The 24,237-nt window shown below is 72.7% G+C and carries 24 protein-coding genes; 15 read left to right on the forward strand and 9 right to left on the reverse strand.

What is annotated here, in order from left to right; translation table 11 throughout:
* Positions 1-6: 6 nt before the first annotated feature.
* Positions 7-972, reverse strand: coding sequence for a YihY/virulence factor BrkB family protein (locus F4692_RS19550; protein ID WP_179621411.1), 966 nt, complete (start codon positions 970-972; stop codon positions 7-9).
* Positions 973-1,056: 84 nt separating this feature from the next.
* Between F4692_RS19550 and F4692_RS19555 the strand changes: the two genes are divergently transcribed.
* From F4692_RS19555 to F4692_RS19565, 3 genes are all read left to right on the forward strand, one after another.
* Positions 1,057-2,133, forward strand: coding sequence for a matrixin family metalloprotease (locus F4692_RS19555; RefSeq protein ID WP_179621412.1), 1,077 nt, complete (start codon positions 1,057-1,059; stop codon positions 2,131-2,133).
* A gap of 45 nt (positions 2,134-2,178) precedes the next feature.
* Positions 2,179-3,840, forward strand: coding sequence for an acyl-CoA dehydrogenase family protein (locus F4692_RS19560; RefSeq protein ID WP_179621413.1), 1,662 nt, complete (start codon positions 2,179-2,181; stop codon positions 3,838-3,840).
* Positions 3,841-3,994: 154 nt separating this feature from the next.
* Positions 3,995-4,318 carry a hypothetical protein gene (locus F4692_RS19565; protein ID WP_179621414.1) on the forward strand — a complete coding sequence of 108 codons (324 nt, stop codon included), beginning with the start codon at positions 3,995-3,997 and terminating at the stop codon, positions 4,316-4,318.
* 309 nt (positions 4,319-4,627) lie between these two features.
* On the opposite strand, the gene pgm is transcribed toward F4692_RS19565, so the two are convergent.
* On the reverse strand, positions 4,628-6,271 hold the full coding sequence (pgm, locus tag F4692_RS19570) for a phosphoglucomutase (alpha-D-glucose-1,6-bisphosphate-dependent) (protein WP_179621415.1): 1,644 nt from the start codon (positions 6,269-6,271) through the stop codon (positions 4,628-4,630).
* A gap of 135 nt (positions 6,272-6,406) precedes the next feature.
* Between pgm and F4692_RS19575 the strand changes: the two genes are divergently transcribed.
* Genes F4692_RS19575 through F4692_RS19590 form a run of 4 tightly spaced genes read left to right on the forward strand, consistent with a single transcriptional unit; the run spans position 6,407 to position 8,769 of the window.
* Positions 6,407-6,757: a YciI family protein gene (locus F4692_RS19575; RefSeq protein WP_179621416.1), complete on the forward strand. Its 351-nt coding sequence runs from the start codon at positions 6,407-6,409 to the stop codon at positions 6,755-6,757.
* Between the two features lie 17 nt (positions 6,758-6,774).
* The gene (locus tag F4692_RS19580) at positions 6,775-7,131 is read left to right on the forward strand and encodes a YciI family protein (protein WP_179621417.1); all 357 of its coding nucleotides are present in this window, start codon (positions 6,775-6,777) and stop codon (positions 7,129-7,131) included.
* Positions 7,128-7,481 carry a YciI family protein gene (locus F4692_RS19585; protein WP_179621418.1) on the forward strand — a complete coding sequence of 118 codons (354 nt, stop codon included), beginning with the start codon at positions 7,128-7,130 and terminating at the stop codon, positions 7,479-7,481. Before F4692_RS19580 ends, F4692_RS19585 begins: the two co-directional genes overlap by 4 nt.
* A gap of 19 nt (positions 7,482-7,500) precedes the next feature.
* Positions 7,501-8,769, forward strand: a complete 1,269-nt coding sequence (locus tag F4692_RS19590) for an RNA polymerase sigma factor (protein WP_179621419.1) — start codon at positions 7,501-7,503, stop codon at positions 8,767-8,769.
* A 21-nt stretch (positions 8,770-8,790) separates the two neighbouring features.
* Here the strand turns inward: F4692_RS19590 and glgC are convergent, their stop codons facing one another.
* The gene (gene glgC / locus F4692_RS19595; protein WP_179621420.1) at positions 8,791-10,056 is read right to left on the reverse strand and encodes a glucose-1-phosphate adenylyltransferase; all 1,266 of its coding nucleotides are present in this window, start codon (positions 10,054-10,056) and stop codon (positions 8,791-8,793) included.
* A 61-nt stretch (positions 10,057-10,117) separates the two neighbouring features.
* On the opposite strand from glgC, the gene glgA reads away from it, so the two are divergent.
* On the forward strand, positions 10,118-11,308 hold the full coding sequence (gene glgA, locus F4692_RS19600; RefSeq protein ID WP_179621421.1) for a glycogen synthase: 1,191 nt from the start codon (positions 10,118-10,120) through the stop codon (positions 11,306-11,308).
* Positions 11,309-11,431: 123 nt separating this feature from the next.
* Positions 11,432-12,331: a hypothetical protein gene (locus tag F4692_RS19605; RefSeq protein ID WP_179621422.1), complete on the forward strand. Its 900-nt coding sequence runs from the start codon at positions 11,432-11,434 to the stop codon at positions 12,329-12,331.
* Between the two features lie 102 nt (positions 12,332-12,433).
* On the opposite strand, the gene F4692_RS19610 is transcribed toward F4692_RS19605, so the two are convergent.
* Complete coding sequence (locus F4692_RS19610; protein WP_179621423.1) at positions 12,434-13,795, reverse strand: cation:dicarboxylate symporter family transporter; 1,362 nt, start codon at positions 13,793-13,795, stop codon at positions 12,434-12,436.
* Between the two features lie 136 nt (positions 13,796-13,931).
* Here F4692_RS19610 and F4692_RS19615 point away from each other — a divergent pair, with 136 nt between their 5' ends.
* Complete coding sequence (locus F4692_RS19615) at positions 13,932-15,539, forward strand: sensor histidine kinase (RefSeq protein ID WP_179621424.1); 1,608 nt, start codon at positions 13,932-13,934, stop codon at positions 15,537-15,539.
* Complete coding sequence (locus tag F4692_RS21900) at positions 15,536-16,225, forward strand: response regulator (protein ID WP_179621425.1); 690 nt, start codon at positions 15,536-15,538, stop codon at positions 16,223-16,225. The genes F4692_RS19615 and F4692_RS21900 overlap by 4 nt, the downstream gene beginning before the upstream one ends.
* Positions 16,226-16,249: 24 nt before the next feature.
* Here F4692_RS21900 and F4692_RS19625 read toward each other — a convergent pair whose 3' ends face one another.
* On the reverse strand, positions 16,250-17,686 hold the full coding sequence (locus tag F4692_RS19625; RefSeq protein ID WP_179621426.1) for a glycine hydroxymethyltransferase: 1,437 nt from the start codon (positions 17,684-17,686) through the stop codon (positions 16,250-16,252).
* Positions 17,687-18,041: 355 nt separating this feature from the next.
* Between F4692_RS19625 and F4692_RS19630 the strand changes: the two genes are divergently transcribed.
* The 4 genes from F4692_RS19630 (at position 18,042) to F4692_RS19645 (ending at position 21,472) form a co-directional block, all read left to right on the forward strand.
* Entirely contained in the window at positions 18,042-19,751 is a 1,710-nt protein-coding gene (locus F4692_RS19630) for a nitrite/sulfite reductase (protein WP_179621427.1), read from the forward strand.
* On the forward strand, positions 19,751-19,912 hold the full coding sequence (locus tag F4692_RS19635) for an Insertion element protein (protein ID WP_179621428.1): 162 nt from the start codon (positions 19,751-19,753) through the stop codon (positions 19,910-19,912). The genes F4692_RS19630 and F4692_RS19635 overlap by 1 nt, the downstream gene beginning before the upstream one ends.
* Positions 19,909-20,652 (forward strand): phosphoadenylyl-sulfate reductase, encoded by a 744-nt coding sequence (locus F4692_RS19640; protein WP_179621429.1) that lies wholly within the window; start codon positions 19,909-19,911, stop codon positions 20,650-20,652. Before F4692_RS19635 ends, F4692_RS19640 begins: the two co-directional genes overlap by 4 nt.
* A 76-nt stretch (positions 20,653-20,728) precedes the next feature.
* Positions 20,729-21,472, forward strand: coding sequence for a sirohydrochlorin chelatase (locus F4692_RS19645; protein ID WP_179621430.1), 744 nt, complete (start codon positions 20,729-20,731; stop codon positions 21,470-21,472).
* A gap of 15 nt (positions 21,473-21,487) precedes the next feature.
* Here F4692_RS19645 and F4692_RS19650 read toward each other — a convergent pair whose 3' ends face one another.
* The 4 genes from F4692_RS19650 to F4692_RS19665 are packed head-to-tail and all read right to left on the reverse strand — an operon-like array spanning position 21,488 to position 24,220.
* Positions 21,488-22,183, reverse strand: a complete 696-nt coding sequence (locus F4692_RS19650; RefSeq protein WP_179621431.1) for a DNA alkylation repair protein — start codon at positions 22,181-22,183, stop codon at positions 21,488-21,490.
* A 17-nt stretch (positions 22,184-22,200) separates the two neighbouring features.
* A complete protein-coding gene (locus F4692_RS19655; RefSeq protein WP_179621432.1) occupies positions 22,201-22,581 on the reverse strand; it encodes a DUF3037 domain-containing protein in 381 nt (126 codons plus the stop codon).
* Positions 22,578-23,360 (reverse strand): HipA family kinase, encoded by a 783-nt coding sequence (locus F4692_RS19660; protein ID WP_179621433.1) that lies wholly within the window; start codon positions 23,358-23,360, stop codon positions 22,578-22,580. Before F4692_RS19660 ends, F4692_RS19655 begins: the two co-directional genes overlap by 4 nt.
* Positions 23,357-24,220: a PPK2 family polyphosphate kinase gene (locus tag F4692_RS19665; RefSeq protein WP_179621434.1), complete on the reverse strand. Its 864-nt coding sequence runs from the start codon at positions 24,218-24,220 to the stop codon at positions 23,357-23,359. Before F4692_RS19665 ends, F4692_RS19660 begins: the two co-directional genes overlap by 4 nt.
* Positions 24,221-24,237 lie beyond the last annotated feature (17 nt).

Raw genomic sequence — 24,237 nt, forward strand, 5'->3', positions numbered from 1 at the left:
GCACGGTCAGGAGTCTCGCACGCTGATCCGCTCCCGCAGCCGCTGCACGAGCTCGAGGCGCGCACGCGTCGTGTTCTTCTGCGGGAAGACGGTGTCGAACGCGGCGTTGACCGCTGCTCCGATGAGCACGGCCAGGGCGAGGAGGTAGAGCCACAGCAGCACCGCGATGGGCGCGGCCAGGGGTCCGTAGATCGAGCGCGACTCCGCCGCGGTGACCGTCAGCACCCAGCGCAGGACGTAGGACCCCGCGATCCAGCAGAACAGCGCGAAGCAGGCACCCGGCAGGTTGAAGCTCCAGTTGGTCCGCACCGGCACCGACACGTGGTAGAGCGTGGCGAGGAAGCAGATGCAGACCGCCAGGACCGTCGGCCAGTAGAGGGCGTTGACGAAGTCGAGACGTTCGGGGAGCACCCGGTCGACCAGCGAGGGCCCGGCCACCACGAGCGGGATGCTCACCGCACCCGTGACCATCGCGAGGGCGTACAGCACGAACGAGAGCGCCCGGGTCGCGACGATCCCGCGATGGCCGCCGAGGCCGTGCATGATCGTGATGGTGTCGACGAAGACGTTGAGCGCGCGTGAGCCCGACCAGAGGGCCAGGATGAAGCCGATCGAGATCACGTCGTAGCGCCCGCCGTCGAGGACCTCGTTGATGGTCGGCTCGATGATGCGGTCCACGGCGCGGTCGGTGAGGGCCTGCCGCGAGATCTCGAGGACCGCGTTGCTGATGTCCTCGATCTGCGTGTCGGTGAAGCGCTCGCTCACGAAGCCGATCGCACCGGCGAGGGCGAACACGAGCGGGGGCACCGACAGCACGGCGAAGAAGGCCGCCTCCGCCGCCAGCCCCGTGACGCGGTGGCGCAGGCACGACCCGACGGTCGTGACGATGATCCGCCACAGGTGCTCGCGCCAGCGCCGCACCGTGGCCTCGAACGGGCGCGGGGCAGGGTTCTCCTCGCGCGCCTCGACCATGGGTCCACGCTATCGAGCCGGGACCCCGATCGACGGATCCCGGCCGCGGGTCTGGCGTGCCGGTCGGGCGGGTAGCGTCACCGCATGCGCCGAGCCCTCCGAGCCCCCGTCCTCGCAGCCGTCGCCGTGCTCAGCGCCGGCGCGCTCACCGTCTCGCTCCTGGCCGCTCCGGCGCAGGCCGCCCCCGGGCGCACCCGCGTGTCCGGGACGCTCAGCGCTCCGGCGACCAACCCGGGCGGCACCCCCGTCACCATCTCCGGCTACGTGAAGGCGAAGGGCAAGGGCGCGAGGAAGCGCACCGTCGTCCTCGAGCAGAAGATCGCCTCGGGCTGGCGCAAGGTCGCCCGGACGAGGTCCGACCGCTCCGGCGCCTACGCGATCACGGTGCCGACCGACTGGTTCTACTCCTCCAAGATGCGTGCCCGCGTGGTGAAGAAGCGGAAGTACCGCGGCGCGACCTCCCGCGCCCACCGGCTGACGGTCGCCCCGGCGTACGTCCCGCTCGGCTCGCCCACCTCGTGGGTCAGGCTGCGCAAGGAGGGCGACCGCTGGAACCCGTGCAGGACGGTGACCTACGGCATCAACTCCTCGCGCGCCACGCCCGACCCGGCGACCGTGGCCGCGGGCATCCACAACACGATCGCGCTCGTCTCGCAGGCGACCGGTGTGCGCTTCACGTTCACGGGCGAGACCTCGGCCGCTCCGTTCGACAAGAAGTTCCGCAGGTCCGACCCGATGCTGACCTTCGCGTTCACGACCGATGCCGAGACGCCCCTCGACCTCGGTCCGACGTACGCCGCACGCGGCGGCTCGGACCGCACCGTCTGGTCGCGCGACGCCAGGGGCAAGCGCATCCTCCGGATCCGTGACGGCGGCGTCCTCTACGACCTCACCGACACCGCACAGATGACGGCGGCGCAGTTCCAGCAGCTCACGCTGCACGAGGTGGGGCACGCGATGGGCCTGGGCCACGTGCCGGCCACCGACCAGTACATGACCGCCGGCCCCGAGCTCTACAACCTTCCGTTGTCCTACCAGGCCGGCGACCTCGCCGGGCTCGCGAAGGTCGGCCTGCAGGCGGGCTGCATCAAGCCGCTCCGGGGCTCTCGCAAGGTCGTCCTCGACCGGACCACCGTCCCGGACGGCATCACGCAGGACTGACCGTCCGGGCGGCGACCCGACGCTGGGCCGTCCTAGGGTCTGCCCATGACCGTGGCCTCCCCCGATCCCCGTACCGCGACCAACCAGGCCCCGCCGCTGGTCGGGCACAACGTCGTCACCGCGGACCGTGCCCTCACCGAGGCCGTCGTCCGGCACGGCGCGGCCGAGGTGGTCGACGACCTGACGTCGCTCGGGGCGGAGGCCGGGAGCGCCGAGGCGCGCGAGCACGGGATGCTGGCCAACCGCCACCACCCCGGGCTCACGCCCTACGACCGGTTCGGCAACCGGGTGGACGAGGTCGAGTTCCACCCGTCGTGGCACTGGCTGATGGAGCGGGCCGTGGGGCACGGGCTGCAGGCGGCCCCGTGGGAGCAGCAAGCCGCCGGTGACCCGTACGCCCACCTGCGCCGCGCCGCCGGCTTCCTCGCCTGGTCGCAGACCGAGCCCGGTCACGGCTGCCCGATCTCGATGACGTACGCCGCCGTGCCGGCGCTGCGGGCCGACGACGCGATCGCCCGGACGTGGACGCCGCTGCTGGCGGCGCGCTCCTACGACCCGGGCGTGCGCCCGCGGTCGTCGAAGACCGGCGCGCTCGCCGGCATGGGCATGACCGAGAAGCAGGGCGGCTCCGACGTGCGGGCCAACCAGACCGAGGCCCGCCCGACCGGGGACGACGGCTGGTACGCCCTCCACGGGCACAAGTGGTTCACCTCGGCGCCGATGAACGACGTCTTCCTCGTGCTCGGCCAGGCCGAGGGCGGGCTGACCTGCTTCGTGGTCCCGCGCGTGCTAGAGGACGGCACCCGCAACCGGATCGACGTGGTCCGGCTCAAGGACAAGCTCGGCAACCGGTCGAACGCCTCCGGCGAGCTGGAGCTCTCAGGCACCCTCGCCCAGCGCCTGGGCGACGAGGGACGCGGGGTCCGCACGATCATCGAGATGGTGGCGGCGACCCGGCTCGACTGCGTCCTCGGCTCCGCGGCGCTGATGCGCCACGCCCTCGCCGAGGCGTCGTGGCACGTCTCGCACCGCTCGGCGTTCGGCGGCCTCCTCGCCGACAAGCCGCTCATGCAGAACGTCGTCGCCGACCTGGCCGTCGAGTCCGAGGCCGCGACCGCGCTCGCGATGCGGCTGGCGGCGGCCGTCGACCGCGCCGACGACCCCCACGAGGCCGCGCTGCGGCGCATCGCGCTGCCCCTCGCGAAGTTCTGGGTGTGCAAGCGCACCCCCGCGATGGTCGCCGAGGCCCTGGAGTGCCTCGGCGGCAACGGCTACGTCGAGGACTCCGGGCTGCCGCTGATGTTCCGCGAGTCCCCGCTGAACTCGATCTGGGAGGGCTCGGGCAACGTCAACGCCCTCGACGTGCTCCGGGCGCTGTCCCGCGAGCCCGAGGTGCTCCAGGCGTGGATCACCGAGGTCGGGGCCGCCCGCGGCGGCGACGCACGGCTCGACCGGGCGGTCGACGACACCCTCGCCCTCCTCGGCGAGGCGGGCGCCGGCGAGGCGGGTCCCGAGGCGGGCGCGCGACGGCTCGCGGGAGCGATGGCGGCGTGCCTGCAGGGGTCGCTGCTCGTCAGGTACGCCCCGCCCGAGGTCGCCGACGCCTTCTGCGGCAGCCGCCTGGGGCCGGCGTACGGCGGCACGTTCGGGATGCTCACGAGCGGTTCGCTGCGTGCGGTCGTGGAGCGCGCGACCCCCACCGTGTGACCCACCCCCGGGCCCCGGTCCCCCGGCCGACCTGTCCTGCATGGCCCAGATGGGCCATGCGGACCGGCCGATCAGTCAGGGATCCCTTCACCGCCCCCGCGGGCGGCGGCGACGTGCCTATGGTCGTGGTCCACCTCTGGGGGAGGAACCCGCCTTGTCGAGCAAGTCCAGCACGTTGTTCACCGTCGGCACGCTGCTCCGGCACGCGCAGGACGCCGGGTCACCCGTACGGCTGCTGGTGTCCGGCACCTGGCTCGACGGCGTCATCGTCGGGGCCGACGGCCTCGGTGTGGTCCTCGACGACGGCGCGGGACTGCAGGTGCTCGTGCGCCTGGACGCGATCTCGGCGGTCGGGTTCTCACGACGGGACATCGACGGGCACGGCGACGCCGAGGACGACCAGGCCGAGGGTGACGGCGCCCGCGCCCACTGGGCTGCGCCGCGCAAGCCGATCGAGGCGGGCCCCGTCACCCGGTAGCGGTCCACACCAGCGGGGTCCGATTCCGCAGGCGGGCTCAAGGTTCGTCGCAGGGCTGGTGCAGGGGACCTGGCTCGGGGGCCGGGTGATCGGGTGCGACGGCCTCGGCGCCGTGCTCGACGACGGCGACGGCCAGTCCCTCGTGAGGCTGGACTCGGTGTCGGCGGTGACGTTCCGGCGCGCCGAGGTCGACGACGCCCCGCCGCGGCAGCACGGCTCCGCCTCCTACGGCACGACCGACCGCGAGCGGACCGATCGAGGCCGGACCGGTGACGGTGCCGCCGCAGTCGCGCGGCGGGCACCACTTCCTCAGCGCAGGGCCGCGCTGACGACCTCCCGCGCCTCGTCCTGCACCTCGGCGAGGTGCTCGGGACCGCGGAAGGACTCCGCGTAGATCTTGTAGACGTCCTCGGTGCCGCTCGGCCGGGCCGCGAACCACGCCGACTCCGTCGTCACCTTGAGGCCGCCGATCCGCGCGCCGTTGCCGGGCGCCTCGGTGAGCTTGCCGGTGATGGTCTCGCCGGCGAGCGACGTCGCGCTGACGTCGTCGGGCGACAGCGCGGCCAGCTTGGCCTTCTGCTCGCGGTCGGCCGGGGCGTCGATGCGGGCGTACGCCGGGTCGCCGTGCTGCGCGACCAGCTCGGCGTAGTGCTGGCTGGGCGTCCGGCCCGTCGCGCCCAGGATCTCGCTCGCGAGGAGGGCGAGGAGCAGGCCGTCCTTGTCGGTGGTCCACGTGGAGCCGTCGCGGCGCAGGAACGACGCACCCGCCGACTCCTCGCCGCCGAACCCGAACGACCCGTCCATCAGCCCCGGCACGAACCACTTGAAGCCCACGGGGACCTCGACGAGGGGCTTGCCGATCGAGGCCGCCACGCGGTCGATCATCGAGCTCGACACGAGGGTCTTGCCGATCCGGGCGGCCTCCGACCAGCCGGGACGCGCCCCGCCGAAGAGGTAGCCGATCGCGACGGCGAGGAAGTGGTTGGGGTTCATCAGCCCGGCGTCGGGCGTGACGATGCCGTGACGGTCGGCGTCGGCGTCGTTGCCGGTCGCGATCGCGTACTCGTCCTTGCGCCCGACCAGCGAGGCCATCGCGTGGGGCGAGGAGCAGTCCATCCGGATCTTGCCGTCCCAGTCGAGGGTCATGAAGCGCCACGTCGGGTCGACGAGGGGGTTGACCACGGACAGGTCGAGGCGGTGCCGGTCGGCGATCTCGCCCCAGTAGGCGACGCTCGCCCCGCCCAGCGGGTCCGCGCCGATGCGCACGCCGGCCTCACGCACCACGTCGAGGTCGAGCACCTGCGGCAGGTCGTCGACGTAGGTGCCGAGGAAGTCGTAGGAGCCGACGGCCGCACGCGCCTTCGCGAACGCCACCCGCCGCACGCCCGCGATGTTGCCGCGGATCAGCTCGTTGGCCCGCGCCGCGATCACGGACGTGGCGTCGGAGTCGGCCGGCCCGCCGTGGGGCGGGTTGTACTTGAAGCCGCCGTCCTGGGGCGGGTTGTGCGACGGCGTGACCACGATGCCGTCGGCGAGCCCGGCTCCGGTCGTACGCCCCTGGTTGGCGCGCAGGATCGCGTGGCTGACCGCGGGGGTCGGGGTGAAGCCGTCGCGGTCGTCGACCAGCACGGTGACGTCGTTGGCGACCAGCACCTCGAGCGCCGTGGCCCAGGCCGGCTCCGAGAGCGCGTGGGTGTCACGCCCGATGAAGAGCGGGCCGTCGTAGCCCTGCTCCGCGCGGTAGTCGCAGATCGCCTGCGTCGTCGCGGCGATGTGGACCTCGTTGAAGGAGGCGTTGAGCGAGGTGCCGCGGTGCCCGCTCGTGCCGAACGCGACCTGCTGCGAGACGTCGTCGGGGTCGGGCTGGAGGTCGAAGTAGACCGTCACGAGGTGGGAGACGTCCACCAGGTCCTCGGTCTGGGCGGGCTGTCCGGCTCTCTCGTGGGTGGCCATGGCCCCATCTTGGTGGCTCGCGCAGATTCCGTCGAGGAACCTGTCGGACCGGTGTCGAATCAGGCAGGGTTGCCCCGTCATGGGGGTGAGGTCGCAACCGTGCGACCCGCCAGATCCGAAGGAGCTCGACCCTCGATGAGCCGCTACCTGATCCTGCTGCCCGCCCCGGAAGCCGAGTGGGCGGCACTGCCCCCGGAGGAGCACGAGAAGGGCAGGGCCTCCCACGCGCAGTTCCACGAGGACCTCCGCGAGGGAGGCCACACCCTCGCGGCGGTCGGTCCCCTCGAGCCGTCGGACCAGGCTGTCTCGATGCGACCGGACGGGACCGGTGCCGCCGTCGTGACCGACGGCCCGTTCAGCGAGACCGCCGAGCAGGTGGTGGGGTTCTACCTCGTCGACACCGAGGACGGGGACGACCTGCGGGCCACGTGCGAGCGCTTCGCGGGCCGGGGCGAGCACATCGAGCTCCGTCGGCTGGCCGAGTGAGCGACAGGAGACCGCAGATGACGGATTACATCGTGCTGCTGTTCGGCGACACCGAGGCGTGGTGGGACACGCCGGAGGAGGAGAGGAAGGCGGCCTACGATGCGCACGGTCGCTTCACCGAGGAGCTGGAGAGGCGCGGGCACACCGTCATCGGCGGCGCCGAGCTGCCGCGCGCGTCCGAGGCGAGGTCGCTGGCGCCCCACGCGACGTCCGCGACCGACGGGCCGTGGACCGAGACCGCCGAGCAGCTCGGCGGCTACTACGAGGTCCGCACCGACGACCTCGACGACCTCATGGAGGTCTGCACCATCCTGTCCGCGACGGGCGACGCCGTCGAGGTGCGTCGCACGCTCTCCGAGGAGGAGTCCGCATGAAGTACCTGGTGCTGCTGATCGGCGACGGGGAGCTCAAGCCGTGGTCGGAGCACGACGACGAGGAGCAGGCCGCGGTGATGCGGCAGTTCGAGGCGTTCCACGCCGCCGTCGAGGAGCGCGACGGCGTCGAGATCCTGGCCGGGGAGGCGCTCGCGGGTCCTGCGCACGCGACGACCGTCCGCACGCGCGGGGGGAGCACCGTCCTGACCGAGGGTCCCTACACGGAGGCGATCGAGCAGATGGGTGGGTTCTACCTCGTGGAGACGCCCGACCTCGACGCGCTGCTGGAGCTGCTGCGGGTCCTGCCGCCGTACGACATGCAGCTCTCCCCGGCCGTGGACCCGTACTGACCCGGGCGACCCGACCGTGGTGACGCCCGACGTCCCGAGCCAGCCGGGGCTCGAGGGGCTCGAGCGGGTCGTGCGCGAGGAGTGGGGCCGGCTCGTGGCCCTCCTCCTCGCCCAGTTCCGACGGCTCGACCTGGTCGAGGACGCGCTGGGCGACGCCGTGGCCGCGGCCAGCCGGCGCTGGCCCGTCGACGGGGCGCCGGCCAACCCGCCGGCGTGGCTGCTGACCACGGCCCGGCGGCGGGTGGTGGACCGCCTGCGGACCGAGGACGTGGCCCGGCGCAAGGAGCCGATGCTCGTGGTCGACGCCCGGCAGCGCCAGGAGGGAGCCCGCACGATGGCCGACGCCGGCAGCCTCGTCGAGGACGACGTGCTGCGCCTGGTGCTCATGTGCGCGCACCCGGCGCTGGCCCCCGAGTCCGCCAGCGCGCTCAGCCTGCGCCTCGTGCTCGGCGTCCCCACGGCCGACATCGCCCGCCTCTTCCTCGTGCCGGAGCCGACGATGGCCGCCCGGATCACCCGTGCCAAGAAGCGCATCGTCGGTGCGGGCATCCCGTTCGGGGTGCCCGACGCCTCCGTCCTCCCCGACCGGATCGAGGTCGTCGCGCAGACCGCCTACCTGGCGTTCACGGCGGGGTACGCCCCCGGCACGGGCCCCGACCTGCTGCGGGCGGAGCTGTCGGGCGAGGCCGTCCGGCTCGTCCGTGTGGTGCTCGGACTGCGACCCGACGAGCCCGCGCTCGTCGCCCTGCTGGCCCTGATGCTGCTCCAGCACTCGCGTCGCGACGCGCGCCTGCGCGACGGCAGGCTCGTGCTGCTGGCCGGCCAGGACCGCAGCCGATGGCACCACGACGAGGTCGCCGAGGCCACCCGGCTGCTCTCCTCGGCACCGCTCGCCGGCCCGGTGACCCCGACCACCGCGTCGTACGTCCTCCAGGCCCGGATCGCGGCCGAGCACGCGACCGTCGCGAGCAGTGACGACACCCCCTGGGACCGGATCGTCGGGCTCTACGACCTGCTGCTGCAGGTCTCCCCCTCCCCCAGCGCCCGCCTGGCCCGGGCCGTCGCGGTCGCCGAGGACCGCGGGGCGGTCGCCGGGCTGGCCGAGCTGGAGGGACTCGAGATCCCCGACAGCCACCGTCCCGCCGCGGTGCGGGCCGAGCTGCTGTCGCGCGCCGGCGACACCGACGCGGCGCGCGCGGCGTACGACCAGGCCATCGCGGCCTGCCGCAACGACGTGGAGCGCGCGTTCCTCGAGGGGCAGCGCGCCGCGCTCCGGCGCCCTACCTAGCCGTCCCGCTGGCTCGTCCCGCTAGCCGTCCACCTGGTCGGCAGGGACGGGCTGCTGCTTGGCGAGGACGGTCAGGCCGTCGTCGACGACGAAGCCGCGGGCCAGGTCGGCCTCGCGGTCGACGCCGATCTGCACACCGGGCGGCACCACGACGCCCTTGTCGATGATGGCGTTGCGCACGATCGCGCCCTCGCCGATGCGCACGCCGTCCATGAGCACCGAGTCCGAGACCTCGGCGCCGTCCTTGACCCACACGCCCGGGGAGAGCACCGACTTGTTGACCGTGCCGCCGCTGACGACCGTGCCCGGCGACAGGATCGAGTTGAAGGTCGAGACACCCGCGCCGCTCGCACCCTCCACCAGCTTGGCCGGCGGGTGCGGCCCGTAGCTGGTGTAGATCGGCCACGCGGTGTTGTAGAGGTTGAAGACGGGCAGCGGGGACACCAGGTCCATGTGCGCGTCGTAGTAGGACCGCATCGTCCCCACGTCACGCCAGTAGCCGCGGTCACGGTCGGTGGAGCCGGGAACCTCGTTGTCCTTGTAGTCGTAGACCGAGGACTCCGACTTGTCGACGAACCACGGCACGATGTCGCCGCCCATGTCGTGCTTCGAGCCCTCGAGGTCGGCGTCACGCGTGACCGCCTCGCGCAGCGCGTCGGCGGTGAACACGTAGTTGCCCATGCTCGCCAGCACCTCGTCGGGCGCGTCGGGCAGACCGACCGGGTCGGTGGGCTTCTCGAGGAACGCGCGGATCTTCTGCGGGCTCGCCGGGTCGACGTCGATCACGCCGAACTGGTCGGCCAGGCCGATCGGCTGGCGGATCGCCGCCACCGTGCAGCCCGCCCCGGACTCGACGTGGTCGGCGACCATCTGCGAGAAGTCCATGCGGTAGACGTGGTCGGCACCGACGACCACGACGATGTCGGGCTGCTCGTCGGTGAGCAGGTTGAGCGACTGGTAGATCGCGTCGGCGCTGCCGAGGTACCACCGCTTGCCGACGCGCTGCTGGGCCGGCACCGGGGTGACGTAGTTGCCCAGCAGGTTGGACATCCGCCAGGTGGTGGTGACGTGGCGGTCGAGGCTGTGGGACTTGTACTGCGTGAGCACGACGACCTTGAGGTAGCCGGAGTTCACGACGTTGGAGAGCGCGAAGTCGATGAGGCGGTAGATGCCGCCGAACGGCACCGCGGGCTTGGCGCGGTCGGCCGTGAGCGGCATCAGGCGTTTGCCCTCACCGCCTGCCAGGACGACGGCGAGGACCTTCTTGCGACTCGGCGTGACTGACATGCCTTGAAACTAGCCGTCGGGCACGAGCGCGTCGACCTCCGTTGGGTCTAGGTTCAAGGTCATGCGCATCGACGTCCTCAGCAAGGAGTACCCACCGGAGGTCTACGGAGGAGCGGGCGTCCACGTCGCCGAGCTGGTCCGCGCCCTGCGCGTCCTGCCCGACGTCGACGCGCGGGTCCGCTGCTTCGGCGCCCCGCGGTCCGAGCCGGGCACGACGGCGTACGCCGAACCCACGTCGCTGGCCGGCGCCAACGCCGCGATCCGCACCCTCGGAGTCGACCTCGCGATGGTCGACGACTGCGCCGGCGCCGACCTCGTCCACTCGCACACCTGGTACGCCAACATGGCCGGGCACCTCGCCGGGCTGATGCACGGCGTCCCGCACGTGGTGAGCGCCCACTCGCTCGAGCCGATGCGGCCGTGGAAGGCCGAGCAGCTCGGCGGCGGCTACGCGCTGTCCAGCTGGGCCGAGCGGACGGCGTACGAGGGCGCGGCCGGCATCGTCGCGGTGAGCGCGGCGATGCGCGACGACGTGCTGCGCAGCTACCCGTCGGTGGATCCGGCCCGCGTGCACGTGGTGCACAACGGCATCGACACCACCGAGTGGTCCCCGGCGGCGAACCCCGACCGGGTCCGGGAGCTCGGCGTCGACCCGGACCGGCCGAGCGTGATCTTCGTCGGCCGGATCACCCGCCAGAAGGGCCTGCCGCTGTTCCTCCGCGCGGCCGCCGCGCTGCCGCCCGACGTGCAGCTCGTGCTGTGCGCCGGCGCGCCCGACACCCCGGAGATCGAGGCGGAGGTGCGCGGGCTCGTCGACGACCTCGCCGCCACCCGGTCGGGCGTCGTGTGGATCGCCGAGATGCTCCCCCGACCCGACGTCGTCGCCCTGCTCACCGCGGCGACGGTCTTCGCGTGCCCGTCGATCTACGAGCCGCTCGGCATCGTCAACCTCGAGGCGATGGCCTGCGAGACCGCCGTCGTCGCGACCGCGACCGGAGGCATCCCCGAGGTCGTCGTCCACGGTGAGACAGGCTGGCTGGTGCCCATCGAGCAGGCCACGGACGGCACCGGCACTCCGCTCGACCCGGAGGCCTACGTCGCCGACCTCGCCGCAGCGCTGACCGACGCGGTCAGCGATCCCGCCCGCGCCCGGGCGTACGGCGAGGCGGGGCGCCGGCGCGCCGAGGAGTCCTTCAGCTGGGGCTCGATCGCCGGCCGGACGCTCGACCTGTACCGCTCGCTCGTGTCGTAGACGCGCGGGCGTTGGTCAAGACCTCACGGCTCCCCCGCGCGGGAGCGGCCGGCCCGGGGTGACCAACGTCCGTCGGTCTCCGAGCCTGTGGAGAGGCACCGACGTCCCCGACCGGGTGCCGCGATGCTGGTGCCCGTGGACGTGGGCGAGGTGATGGCGCGGCACGGAGGGGTGTCGACCCGGGCCGCGCTGATCCGTGCGACCTCGCGGGCGGACGTCGACCGCGCGCTCACCCACGGCCAGGTGGTGCGGGTGGGCCAGGGCCGCTACGTCCTGCCGGAGGTCGATGACGCCGCCCGGACGGCGCACGCGATGAACGGCGTGCTCTGCCTCACCAGCGCGGCCCTGCACCACGGCTGGGAGGTCAAGGCCGTGCCCGAGCGGCCGCACGTGGTCGTGCCCCGCAAGCGCAAGGTGCCCGCGCGGTTCCGGGACGCCGTCGTGCTGCACCGGCGCGACCTCGGGCCAGACGACGTGGCCGTGGGCGCCACGAGCCGCGACGTCACGCTCGAGCAGTGCCTGAGGCTCCTCCCCTACGACGAGGCGCTCGTCGTCGCGGACTCGGCACTCCGGCACGGCGAGCACGCGACCCTGGCCCGCGCGGCCGCACTGGTGCGCGGTCGCGGGCAGCAGCGCGCGGCACGCGTGGCCCGTGCCGCACGCGCCGAGTCGGCGAACGCCTTCGAGTCCGTGACGCGCGCCATCTGCCACGACGTGCCCGGGCTCGACGTCGAGCCCCAGCTCGTCATCTCCGACGAGTTCGTCTGGGCCCGCCCGGACCTGGTCGACCTCCGGCTCGAGCTCGCGGTCGAGTGCGAGTCCTACGAGTGGCACGGCGATCGCGCCGGTTTCCGCAAGGACGTCCGCCGCTACAGCCTGCTGACCGCGTCCGGGTGGCTGGTCCTGCGCTTCACCTGGGAGGACGTGATGTTCCGCGCCGACTGGGTGAGGGCCGTGCTCGCCCGTGCCGTGGTCGTACGGGAACGGACATTGGTCCCCTCAGCGGTGCGCGACGCGGCGTGACGGACGGGGACCGACGGACCGACGTCCGCGCGTCTGCGGCCCGATCACGTACGCCGAGCGCCCCGGCGCCGTGAGGCACCGGGGCGCTGCGGCGGTGGCGCGTCAGACCGACGCGGGCTCGCGTGCGGGCGGCGGGGTGGGGGCGCCGTGGTCGTCGTCGACCATGGTGGCCTCGTCGAAGCGGTCCTCCCCGGCGAGCACCCGGTCGAGCTGCGCGCGGTCGAGGGTGCCGGTCCAGTGGCCGATGAGGACGGTGGCGACGGAGTTGCCGGCGAAGTTCGTCACCGCGCGGGCCTCGGACATGAAGCGGTCGATGCCGACGATCAGGCCGACGCCGTCGAGCAGCTCCGGGCGGTGCGAGGACAGGCCGCCGGCGAGCGTGGCGAGGCCGGCACCGGTGACGCCGGCGGCACCCTTGGACGCGATGACCATGAACAGCAGCAGGGAGACCTGCTCACCGATCGACAGCGGCTTGTCGAGGGCGTCGGCGATGAAGATCGACGCCATCGTCAGGTAGATCGCGGTGCCGTCGAGGTTGAACGAGTAGCCGGTCGGCACGACGACGCCGACGGTCGTCTTCTCGACACCGGCGTGGTTCATCTTCGCGATGAGGCGCGGGAGGGCCGACTCCGACGACGACGTCGACACGATCAGCAGGAACTCGCGGCCCAGGTACTTGAGCAGGCTCCAGATGTTGACGCCGGTCGCGAGCTTGAGGATCGCGCCGAGCACGCCGAAGACGAACAGGAAGCAGGTGATGTAGAAGGCGATCATGATCGTCGCGAGGCTCTTGAGCGCGTCGACACCCGTCTCGCCGACGACGGCGGCGATCGCGGCGAACGCGCCCACCGGCGCGGCCCACATGATCATCGCCAGCACGCGGAAGACCAGGCGCTGGACGTGGCCGATGCCGGTCAGGATCGGCTCGCCCGAGCGCCCCATCGCCTGCAGGGCGAAGCCCACGAGCAGCGCGACGAGGAGGGTCTGGAGCACCTCGCCGGAGGTGAGGGACGAGAGCAGGGAGTCGGGCACGATCCCGGTGATGAACTCCGTCGTGGAGCCGTGGGCCTCGGCCGCCTGCTCCTTGCCGACGCCGGCGACCTCGTCGGAGAGGTTGAGCCCCTTGCCCGGGTCGAGGAGGTTGCCCACGACCATGCCGATGGCGAGGGCGGCCGTCGACATCGTGAGGAAGTAGCCGAGGGCCAGGCCCCCGACCTTGCCCACGCTCGCGGCGCTGCGGACGGACCCGACGCCGAGGACGAGCGTGCAGAAGATGACCGGCTGGATCATCATCTTGATGAGCGCGACGAACGTCGTGCCGATCCACTTCAGCCCGACGGCGAAGTCCGGGACGACGAGGCCGACGACGGCCCCGAGCACCACGGCGATGATCACCGCGATGTAGAGGTAGTGGGTGCGGTCCCGCCTGGCCTGCGGGGTCGTCACCGGTTCGGTGGTGCTCATGGGGTCCTCCTGCGGTCCGGGGCCGACGGTCGCCGGGCCCGGGCACCACCTTCCGCGGACCTGTGAGCGTGGTCACTGTTCTGTGCGTTGTGTTCGCCGTCACAGCCACGGTCCGGCGGTGGTGCACAATGCGCGCATGACGCGACGCGCCGACGGCGAGAGCCCGGTCGCCCGCCAGATCCTGCTGCTGCAGGTGGGGGTCGTCGTGGTCCTCGTCGTCACCGCGGTCGCGCTCGCCGCGTGGGACACCCGCCGCGACCTCCGCGACGCCGCGCGCGAGCAGGCGACGGCGGTGGCTCGATCCGTCGCGGACTCGCCCTTCGTGCGCCAGGAGGTCCGCGCCTCGGACCCGACGGCCGAGCTCCAGCCGTTCGCCGAGGAGGTGCGGCGCGACACCGGCACCGACTTCGTCGTCGTGATGTCGACCGACCGGGTCCGGTGGACCCACCCGGACCCGACCCAAATCGGCCGCACCTTCGTCGGAGAGGTCGGTGACGCCCCTGGGGGCGCGGTCTTCACGCAGGTGTACGCCGGCACGCTGGGGCCGTCCGTGCGTGCGGTCGTGCCGGTGGTCGACGACGGGACCGTGGTGGCGCTGGTCGCGGTCGGCATCACGGTCGACCGGCTCGACCAGAGGCTCGTCGAGGACCTGCCGGGCATCGGTCTCGCCGCGGGCGCCACGCTCCTCGCCGGGCTCCTCGGCGCCTGGCTGATCGCCCGGCGGCTCCGTCGGCAGACCCACGGCCTGGGCGAGCGCGAGATCACGCGGATGTACGAGTACTACCGCGCCGTCCTGGGAGCCGTGCGCGAGGGACTGCTGCTGGTCGACTCCGACCAGCGCGTCGCCCTGGTCAACGAGGAGGCCACGCGCCTGCTCGCGCTGCCGGACGACGTCGAGGGCCGCTCGCTGGCCGAGCTCGGGCTGCCGCCCGGTCTGGTCGCCGCGGTCCAGGACCGGGACACGGTGGCCGACCAGACCTTCGTCCTCGGCTCGCAGGTCCTCGTCCTGAGCACCTCCCCCGCCTACTGGGACCAGGCCGAGGTGGGTGCGGTGGTGACGGTCCGCGACCGCACCGAGCTCCAGGCCGTGACCGGCGAGCTCGCCCTCGTACGGGGCCTCACCGACTCGCTGCGCGCGCAGAACCACGAGGCCGCCAACCGCCTCCACACGATCGTGTCGCTCGTGGAGATGGGGCGCCCCGAGCAGGCCGTCGAGTTCGCCACCGCCGAATTGCAGGTCGCGCAGGACCTCGCCGACGAGCTGGTGTCGGCGGTCGAGGAGCCGGTGCTGGCCGCGCTGCTCCTCGGCAAGACCGCCCAGGCGGCCGAGCGGGGCATCCAGCTCGACATCGAGGGTGAGCTGCCCGCCGATCTGCCGGTGTCGCCCCGTGACCTCGTCACGCTGGTGGGCAACCTGGTGGACAACGCGTTCGACGCCGTGGCCGACACCCGGTCCGACCGCCCGCAACGGGTGCGGGTGGGCCTGGCCGGGGACGCCCGCCACCTGCGCGTCGAGGTCGACGACTCGGGTCCCGGCATCCCGGAGGCCGACCGTGAGCACGTGCTGGACCGGGGCTGGTCCAGCAAGGCCGACGCGGGCCGTGGCCTCGGCCTCGCCATCGTGGCCCAGGTCGTCTCGCACCACGGCGGCGAGCTCCGCGTGGCGGACTCCCCGCTCGGCGGTGCGCGGTTCACCGTCGCGCTCGACGAGGCGACCCCCCGGCCCGCAGGGGCGGCGTCGTGAGCGTGAGGGTCCTCGTCGTCGAGGACGAGGAGGTCGCGGCCGAGGCGCACGCGACCTACGTCGGCCGGGTCCCCGGCTTCGAGCTCGCCGGCGTCGCGCACTCGGCCGGCGAGGCGATGCGGCTGCTGCAGCGTGACCCCGACGTCGACCTGGTGCTGCTCGACATGCACCTGCCCGACGGGCACGGGCTCGGACTGCTGCAGCGCCTGCGCGCCGAGGGCCGTCCGCTGGACGTCATCGCCGTGACCTCGGCCCGCGACACCGAGGTGGTGCGACGCGCCGTCTCGCAGGGAGTCGTGCTCTACCTCCTCAAGCCGTTCACCTTCGCGGCCTTCCGCGGGAAGCTCGAGCAGTACGCCGAGTTCCGTGCGCGGCTGGCGACCGCGCCGGGCGACGTCGTGCAGGACGACGTGGACCAGCTGTTCGGCGCCCTGCGCAGCCGCCCCACCGGCGAGGCCCTCCCCAAGGGGATGAGCCTCGACTCCCTGCGTCACGTGGTGGAGGCGCTGCGCGAGCGCACCGAGGGCTACTCCGCCTCGGAGCTCGGCGAGGCGATCGGGGTCTCCCGCGTGACCGCGCGGCGCTACCTGGAGCACCTCGCGGACGAGGGTCGGGTCACCCGCGCCCCTCGCTACGGAGGGACCGGGCGCCCCGAGGTCGGCTACGTCTGGGTGCGCAGCGACTGAGGGCCGCCGCGCAGCGCCGTGGGGTCAGCCGAGGACCAGACCCGGGTAGAGCGGATGCTTGTCGAGCATCTCGGCCGACCGCTTCGTCACGCGGTCCGCGACGCCGTCGCCCAGGACGTACGACGCCTTGCTGGGCTCGCCGGCCTTGGTCGTGCCGGCCTCGGTGTTCGACAGCACGTCGACGATCAGCTCGGCCACCGTGTCGAACTCGTCGTGGCCGAAGCCGCGGGTCGTCAGCGCCGGGGTGCCCAGGCGTACGCCCGAGGTGTACCAGGCCCCGTTGGGGTCCGCCGGGACCGAGTTGCGGTTGGTGACCACGCCCGCGTCGAGCAGCGCCGACTCGGCCTGGCGGCCGGTGAGGCCGAAGGACGAGACGTCGAGCAGGACGAGGTGGTTGTCGGTGCCGCCGGTGACGAGGTGGGCGCCGCGGCTGAGGAACCCCTCGGCGAGGGACTTCGCGTTGTCGGCGACCTTCTGCGCGTACGCCTGGAACTCGGTGGTCCGGGCCTCGGCGAGGGCGACCGCCTTGGCGGCCATCACGTGCGAGAGGGGACCGCCGAGCACCATCGGGCAGCCGCGGTCCACATCGGCTGCGAACTCCTCCTGGGCCAGGACCATGCCGCCGCGCGGCCCCCGCAGCGACTTGTGGGTCGTGGTGGTGACGACGTGGGCGTGGGGCACCGGGTTCTCGTCGCCGGTGAAGACCTTGCCCGCGACCAGGCCGGCGAAGTGCGCCATGTCGACCATCAGCACGGCGCCGACCTCGTCGGCGATCTCGCGCATCTTGGCGAAGTCGACCCGGCGGGGATAGGCGGAGTAGCCGGCGACCAGGATCAGCGGCTTGAACTCGCGCGCCTTGGCGGCGACCGCGTCGTAGTCGAGCAGGCCGGTCGCGGGGTCGGTGCCGTACTGCTGCTGGTGGAACATCTTGCCGCTGATGTTGGGGCGGAAGCCGTGGGTCAGGTGGCCGCCGGCGTCGAGGGACATGCCGAGGAGGCGCTGGTTGCCGAGCTCGTGGCGCAGCGACTCCCAGTCGGCCTCGGTGAGCTCGTTGACGTTCTTGGCCTGGAGCTTCTGCAGGTACGGCGACTCCACGCGGTTGGCCAGGATCGACCAGAAGGCGACCAGGTTGGCGTCGATGCCGGAGTGGGGCTGCACGTAGGCGTACGGCGCGCCGAAGAGCTCGCGGGCGTGCTCCGCGGCGAGGGACTCGACGGTGTCGACGTTCTGGCAGCCGGCGTAGAACCGGTGACCGACGGTGCCCTCGGCGTACTTGTCGCTGAACCAGGTGCCCATCGTCATCAGCACGGCCGGGGACGCGTAGTTCTCCGAGGCGATCAGCTTGAGGGAGCCTCGCTGGTCGGCGAGCTCCTGGCGCGTGGCCTCGGCGATCCGCGGCTCGACGGAGGCGATGACCTCGAGGGCCTGGGAGTACGCGCTGCTGATCAGGGAGTCGCTCATGCCGCACAGCCTAGAGGTCACCCACCCGCGCGGGCCGCACGGTCCGTGGAGCGTCCGACGTGTGACCTGGGCCGCATCCGGGTGCCGATCCGGGCGGGGGGCTGCGCCCGCGTCTCACGATGTGGAGCCACGTCCCAGATGACGAGATTTCGTCTTGTGGAACCGATGTCCATTCCGTGAGACTTCTTGACATGGTCACCGCCTCCACCCACGCACACCTTGTGGTCCGACGTCACGTCGACCTCATGCGCGTGGGCAGCGCGACCTGTTGGCATCGCTGACGCCGCCTCCGCACCACCCCCTCCGCGCTCAACGTCGCGCGCGGCACTCCATCAGCGAACAGGACTCTCCTGCCATGCCCGACCTCCGGTTCAAGCCCCAGGCCGCCCAGACGACCGAGATCCCGCGCCCCAAGCGCGCCGAGGGTCAGTGGGCGCTCGGCTACACCGAGCCGCTCAACAAGAACGAGCAGTCCAAGAAGGACGACGACCCGCTCAACGTGCGGGACCGCATCCTCCACACCTACTCGCGCCGTGGCTTCGACTCGATCGACCCCGCCGACCTGCGTGGCCGCTTCCGCTGGATGGGCCTCTACACCCAGCGCGCGCCCGGGTTCGACGGCGGCAAGACCGCGCAGCTCGAGGAGGAGGAGCTCGACGACCGGTACTTCATGATGCGGGTGCGCACCGACGGCGCGATCCTCGACGGACCGGCCCTGCGTGCGCTCGGCGAGGTGTCGACGGCGTACGCCCGCAACACCGCCGACATCACCGACCGCAACAACATCCAGTACCACTGGATCGAGATCGAGTCGGTCCCCGCGATCTGGGAGCGCCTCGAGTCCGTGGGCCTCACCACGCTCGAGGCCTGCGGCGACAGCCCCCGGCCCTTCCTCGGCTCCCCCGTCGCCGGCATCGCGCGCGACGAGATCATCGACGGCTCGGAGGCGCTGGAGGAGATCAAGCGCCGCATCCTCGGCAACCCCGACTACTCCAACCTGCCGCGCAAGTTCAAGACCGCGCTGACCGGCCACCCGAGCCACGACGTGGCCCCCGAGGTCAACGACGTCGCGTTCGTCGGCACCGTCCACCCCGAGCACGGCCCCGGCTTCGACCTCTGGGTCGGCGGCGGGCTCTCCACCAACCCGATGCTCGCGCACAAGCTCGGCGTGTGGATCCCCGTCGGGGAGGTGGTCGACGCCTGGGAGGGCGTCGCCGGCATCTTCCGCGACTACGGCTACCGCCGCCTCCGCTCGAAGGCGCGCCTGAAGTTCCTCCTCGCCGACTGGGGCAAGGAGAAGTTCCGCGAGGTCCTGGAGAACGAGTACCTCCACCGTCAGCTCGTCGACAACCCGTCCCCCGAGTCGCCCGTCGTCCCCGGCGACCACATCGGCATCCACGAGCAGAAGGACGGACGGTTCTACGTCGGCGCGGCTCCGGTCGTGGGTCGCATCGACGGCACGACGCTGAGCGGCCTAGCCGACCTCGTCGAGACCTACGGTGCGACGGGAGCCCGCCTCACCGCGTACCAGAAGCTGGTCGTGCTCGGCGTCGCAGCCGAGGACGCCGAGGCCTTCGCCGACGACCTCGAGAAGATCGGCCTGACCGCGCGACCCAGCAACTGGCGGCGCTCCACGATGGCCTGCACCGGCATCGAGTTCTGCAAGCTGGCCATCGTCGACACCAAGGAGCGCGCCCGCCGCCTGGTGACCGAGCTGGAGAAGCGCTTCCCCGACCTCGACACCGACATCACGGTCAACGTCAACGGCTGCCCCAACGCCTGCGCCCGCACCCAGGTGGCCGACATCGGCCTCAAGGGCCAGCTCGTCATGGACGACGGGCGGCAGGTCGAGGGCTTCCAGGTGCACCTCGGCGGCGGACTGGGGCTCAACCCGGCCATGGGCCGCAAGCTCCGCGCGCACAAGGTCACCAGCGCCGGCCTCGACGACTACGTCACCGCGGTCGTCTCGGCGTACCTCGCGGACCGCACCGACGGCGAGCGGTTCGCCGCCTGGGTCGCCCGCGCCGACGAGCAGCTGCTGCGCGGGGAGCCGGTGGCGGTCTGATGTCGGAGCGCGCGCAGCCCTTCCACTGCCCCTACTGCGGGGACGAGAACCTGTTCCCCCAGGAGGGTGCGGGGGCCTGGGAGTGCCGCTCGTGCCTGCGCGCCTTCACGGTGCGGATGACCGGGATGATCCGGCCGCCCACCGCAGGGGGTGCCGCATGAGCGCGTCGACGCAGGCCGCCCGCGACTTCAAGGGCACCCACACCGCCGGGCGTACGCCCGAGGAACTGCGCGAGCTCGTGTCCCACGTCGGCGCGGAGCTGGAGCTGGCCCCGGCGGAGGTCATCGTCGAGTGGGCGGTCGCCACCTTCGGCGACCGGTTCGCGATCACGTCCTCGATGGGTGACGCCGTGCTGGCGCACCTCGCCTCGACGGTCGCGCCCGGCATCGACGTCGTCTTCCTCGACACCGGCTACCACTTCGTCGAGACCATCGGCACCCGCGACGCCGTCGAGGCCACGCTGCCGGTCAACCTGCGCACCGTCAGCACCTCGCTGACCGTCGCGGAGCAGGACGCGCAGTACGGCAAGGACCTCTACCGGACCGACCCCGACCTGTGCTGCGCGCTGCGCAAGGTGACACCGCTCAACGACACGCTCGCCGACTACGACGCCTGGGCCACCGGGCTGCGGCGCGCCGAGACGCACAACCGCGTCATCGCCCCGGTCATCGGCTGGGACGCGCGCAAGGGCAAGGTCAAGGTCTCCCCGCTCGCGCGGTGGAGCGACGAGCAGGTCGAGCAGTACGTCCTCGACCACGGCGTGCTGGTCAACCCCCTCGTCCACGACGGCTACCCCAGCATCGGCTGCTGGCCGTGCACCCGACGCGTCGCGCCCGGCGACGACCCGCGCAGCGGGCGCTGGGCCGGCACCACGAAGACCGAGTGCGGCATCCACGCATGAGGCACCCACGTTCCCGCGACAACGTCGTCGCACCCACCCAGCACCACCGCACCACACACGATCGGAGGCACCCCTGATGGCTGCTCCTGCTCTGGTTGCCCTGGCCCACGGAAGCCGGGACCCGCGTTCGGCCGCGACGATCAAGGCGCTCGTCGCCGAGGTCAAGGCGATGCGCCCCGACCTCCGCATCGAGACGGCCTTCCTCGACCTCTCCAAGCCGACGTTCGACACGGTCGTCGACCGGCTCGTGAAGGCCGGCTTCGACGAGATCGTCGTCGTGCCGCTCCTGCTCACCGAGGCCTACCACGCGAAGGTCGACGTGCCCGAGGCCATCGCCTCCGCCATGGCCCGCCACGAGGGCGTACGCATCCAGGCCAGCCGGATCCTCGGCATGGAGGCGGCGTTCCTCGAGGTGCTCGACGTCCGCCTGCGCGACGCGCTCAAGGAGGCCCGGATCCGCGAGCTCGACGCCCTGGTGCTGGCCGCGGCCGGCTCGTCCGACCCGCTCGCCAACCAGGCGGTCGCCCGCATCGCCCGCACCTGGGGCGCCCGCCACCGGCTGCCGGTCACCGCGGCATTCGCGTCGGCTGCTCCCCCGGCCGCCGGTGAGGCCGTGCGCGCGTTCCGCGCCGAGGGCAAGCGCCACATCGCCGTCGCGTCCTTCTTCCTCGCCCCCGGCCGGCTGCCGGACCGGGCTGCCGAGCTCGCCGTCGAGGCCGGCGCGGTCGCCGTGTCAGATCCGCTGGGCGCGCACCCGGCAGTGGCGCGCGCGATCCTGGCGCGCTACGCCGTCGGGGCCGTCGAGCTCGTCCCGGTCTGAGGCGAGCGCCGAGACCTAGGTGAGGTGCTTGAGCGCCTCACGTCGTGACAGCCCGCTCAGGCGGGCGTCGTGGGTCCGCACGAAGGTGCGGACCCACGCCGGGTCCGTCCGCGCGTGCTGGCGCAGCGCCCAGCCGACGGCCTTGCGCACGAAGAACTCCGTGCCGTACGTCGTGTCGTCGAGGTTCGCCACCAGCACCCGCTCCAGCAGGTCGGGGTCGGTGTCCTCGCCGTGGCGCAGCTGGGCCAGGACGGCCGTGCGTCGGACCCACATCGAGTCCGCGTCGACGGACCAGGCGTCCATGGTCGGCGTGACCGCCTCGCGGTGGTCCAGCAGCACCTGGCCGACGAGCTGCGAGGAGATCTCGTCGACCACGTCCCACCACGCCCCGGTGCGGGTCAGCTGCTCGAGCAGCGGGAGCAGGTCGGGGTCGAGCCACGTCCCGTAGGCCGGGTGGCGCAGCAGTGCGACCGCGGCGTACCACTCCTCGCGGTGGGTCGCGTCCTCGAACAGCTCGAGTGCCGCCGCCTCCCAGTGCGCCCGGTCGGCGAAGCGGTGCTCGACCAGGAGTGGGCGCAGCGCCGCCCTGAGCTCGGGGGCACCGAACCCCGCGTAGGGCAGGTCGGACTTCATGTACGCCTGCTGCCGGGCGGCCCTGGTCGCGTCGCCCCCGTCGGCCAGCACCGCGCGCACCGCGCCCACGTAGGTCATGGGCAGCAGTATGCGGCTCACCCGACCAGCCGCTCCCGCAGGTGCTCGAGCTGCCGCGCCGGGTCCGCGCTCATCCCGCCGTGGACCGGTCCGGGCTGGAGGACGGTGCTGCGCGGCGCCTTGAGGAAGCCGAAGCGCTGGCCGAGGGGCTGGCGCGCCGCCTCGCCCGCACGCTCGTCGCCGCGGCACACGCGGTCGACGAAGGCCAGCGCCTCGCAGACCTGGTCGACGTCGATGCCGGCGTGCAGCGCACGGAGCCGATCGGCGTCGACGTGCCACGACGCGTCGAGGAAGTCGGCGGCCTGGCAGTGCAGCACCACCCCGACGTTGAGGAACTCCTCCCGGTCGGGGCGAGGCACGCAGCGCAGGACGACGTACTGGTAGGCCATCCGGCTCATCGCGCGGCCTCCCCCGCCCCACCGGGCAGCCACTGACGCGTGCCGAGGCGGGCGAGGAGGAACTCGACGTAGGCCGCCCGCAGCTCGTCGGGCGTCTCCGCACCCGGCACCGGCTCGAGCCACACGTCGGGCACCGTGGCGAGGACGTCGACGAACACGTCGCGGCCGAGCCCGGCCGAGATCTCCTCGTCGAGCTCCCGGGCACGCTGCGCGCACGTCTCGAAGACGTGGCCGCTGACGTCCCACGGCTGCGCGGCGAACCTGGCCGGGTCGGTGACGCCGGAGCGCCACCCGTGGTGGAAGTAGAGCGACGCCCCGTGGTCGATCACCCACAGGTCGCCGTGCCAGACCAGCAGGTTGGGGTTGCGCCACGACCGGTCGACGTTGGCAGTGAAGGCGTCGAGCCACAGCACGCGGGCCCCCTCGTCGCCGACGGCGAGCTGGCCGTCGACCCCGAAGGAGCCGGGCAGGAAGTCGATGCCGAGGTTGGGGCCGACGCTCGCGTTGAGCAGGTCCTGCACCTCCTCGTCCGCCTCGTAGCGGGCCAGCTCGGGGTCGAGGTCGAGCACCACGAGGCGCGGCGTGCGCAGGCCGAGCCGGATCGCCAGCGCGCTCACCACGACCTCGGCCACCAGCACCTTGGCACCCTGGCCCGCGCCGCGGAACTTGCAGACGTAGGTGCCGAGGTCGTCGCCCTCGACCACGCCGGGCAGGCTGCCGCCCTCGCGCAGGGGCGTGACGTACCTCGTGACGTGGACGAGGGGAAGCGGCTCGCTCACCGGACCGGGTCCTCCTCGGCCAGGCGCCGGGTCTCGGCCGCCACGTCGAAGTCGGCAGCCGGCCACTGGAGGTCGAGTCCGCGCAGCGTGTCGAGCAGGAGCTGGCCCACGGCGAGGTTGCGGAACCACTTCTTGTCCGACGGCACGACGTGCCACGGCGCGTGGTCGGTGTGGGTGCGCTCGAGCGCGATCTCGTAGGCCTCGCGGTAGGCCGGCCAGAGGGCGCGCTCGTCGAGGTCGCCCGGGTTGTACTTCCAGTGCTTCTCGGGGTTGGCGAGCCGCTCGGCGAGCCGTTCCTTCTGCTCGTCGGCGCTGATGTGCAGCATGCACTTGATGATCGAGAAGCCCTCGTCGACCAGGCGCGCCTCGAGCTCGTTGATGGCGCCGTAGCGACGCTCGACCTCCTCGGGCTCCGCGAGGCCGCGCACCCGGGCGATGAGGACGTCCTCGTAGTGCGAGCGGTCGAAGACGCCGATGTAGCCGGGGGCGGGCAGTCCCCGCTCGATGCGCCACAGGAAGTCGTGGGCGCGCTCCTCCTCGGTGGGCGCCTTGAAGCTGGTGACCCGCACGCCCTGGGGGTCGACGAGCCCGATCGTGTGGCGCAGCACGCCGCCCTTGCCGCTCGTGTCCATGCCCTGGAGCACGACGAGCACCCGTCGCTGCGACCCCGCGGTGCGCTCGGCCCACAGGCGCTCCTGCAGGTCGCCCAGCTCGGGCGCCATCGCCGCCAGCGCCGCGACGCCGTCGGCCTTCCTGCCGTCGAAGCCGGGGGCGGCGTCGGTCTCGATCGCGGTGAGGTCGACCGGCCCGCCGTCCAGGCGCAGCGCGTCGGCGATCGGAGAGGTCGCGGGGCTCGTCATGCGCCCATCATGTCGCA

The sequence above is a fragment of the Nocardioides cavernae genome (assembly GCF_013410035.1).
In the GTDB taxonomy this organism is placed as follows: Bacteria; Actinomycetota; Actinomycetes; order Propionibacteriales; family Nocardioidaceae; genus Nocardioides; species Nocardioides cavernae_A.

Excerpts from the sequence above, each read along its gene's own strand:
- F4692_RS19630 (WP_179621427.1), top strand. The coding sequence starts at position 18,042 with ATGCCCGACCTCCGGTTCAAGCCCCAGGCCGCCCAGACGACCGAGATC.
- F4692_RS19640 (WP_179621429.1), top strand. The coding sequence starts at position 19,909 with ATGAGCGCGTCGACGCAGGCCGCCCGCGACTTCAAGGGCACCCACACC.
- F4692_RS19615 (WP_179621424.1), top strand. The coding sequence starts at position 13,932 with ATGACGCGACGCGCCGACGGCGAGAGCCCGGTCGCCCGCCAGATCCTG.
- F4692_RS19585 (WP_179621418.1), top strand. The coding sequence starts at position 7,128 with ATGAAGTACCTGGTGCTGCTGATCGGCGACGGGGAGCTCAAGCCGTGG.
- F4692_RS19575 (WP_179621416.1), top strand. The coding sequence starts at position 6,407 with ATGAGCCGCTACCTGATCCTGCTGCCCGCCCCGGAAGCCGAGTGGGCG.
- pgm (WP_179621415.1), bottom strand. The coding sequence starts at position 6,271 with ATGGCCACCCACGAGAGAGCCGGACAGCCCGCCCAGACCGAGGACCTG.
- F4692_RS19635 (WP_179621428.1), top strand. The coding sequence starts at position 19,751 with ATGTCGGAGCGCGCGCAGCCCTTCCACTGCCCCTACTGCGGGGACGAG.
- F4692_RS19610 (WP_179621423.1), bottom strand. The coding sequence starts at position 13,795 with ATGAGCACCACCGAACCGGTGACGACCCCGCAGGCCAGGCGGGACCGC.
- F4692_RS19605 (WP_179621422.1), top strand. The coding sequence starts at position 11,432 with ATGCTGGTGCCCGTGGACGTGGGCGAGGTGATGGCGCGGCACGGAGGG.
- F4692_RS19665 (WP_179621434.1), bottom strand. The coding sequence starts at position 24,220 with ATGACGAGCCCCGCGACCTCTCCGATCGCCGACGCGCTGCGCCTGGAC.
- F4692_RS19650 (WP_179621431.1), bottom strand. The coding sequence starts at position 22,183 with ATGACCTACGTGGGCGCGGTGCGCGCGGTGCTGGCCGACGGGGGCGAC.
- F4692_RS19580 (WP_179621417.1), top strand. The coding sequence starts at position 6,775 with ATGACGGATTACATCGTGCTGCTGTTCGGCGACACCGAGGCGTGGTGG.
- F4692_RS19625 (WP_179621426.1), bottom strand. The coding sequence starts at position 17,686 with ATGAGCGACTCCCTGATCAGCAGCGCGTACTCCCAGGCCCTCGAGGTC.
- glgA (WP_179621421.1), top strand. The coding sequence starts at position 10,118 with ATGCGCATCGACGTCCTCAGCAAGGAGTACCCACCGGAGGTCTACGGA.
- F4692_RS19645 (WP_179621430.1), top strand. The coding sequence starts at position 20,729 with ATGGCTGCTCCTGCTCTGGTTGCCCTGGCCCACGGAAGCCGGGACCCG.
- F4692_RS19555 (WP_179621412.1), top strand. The coding sequence starts at position 1,057 with ATGCGCCGAGCCCTCCGAGCCCCCGTCCTCGCAGCCGTCGCCGTGCTC.
- F4692_RS19550 (WP_179621411.1), bottom strand. The coding sequence starts at position 972 with ATGGTCGAGGCGCGCGAGGAGAACCCTGCCCCGCGCCCGTTCGAGGCC.
- F4692_RS19560 (WP_179621413.1), top strand. The coding sequence starts at position 2,179 with ATGACCGTGGCCTCCCCCGATCCCCGTACCGCGACCAACCAGGCCCCG.
- glgC (WP_179621420.1), bottom strand. The coding sequence starts at position 10,056 with ATGTCAGTCACGCCGAGTCGCAAGAAGGTCCTCGCCGTCGTCCTGGCA.
- F4692_RS19655 (WP_179621432.1), bottom strand. The coding sequence starts at position 22,581 with ATGAGCCGGATGGCCTACCAGTACGTCGTCCTGCGCTGCGTGCCTCGC.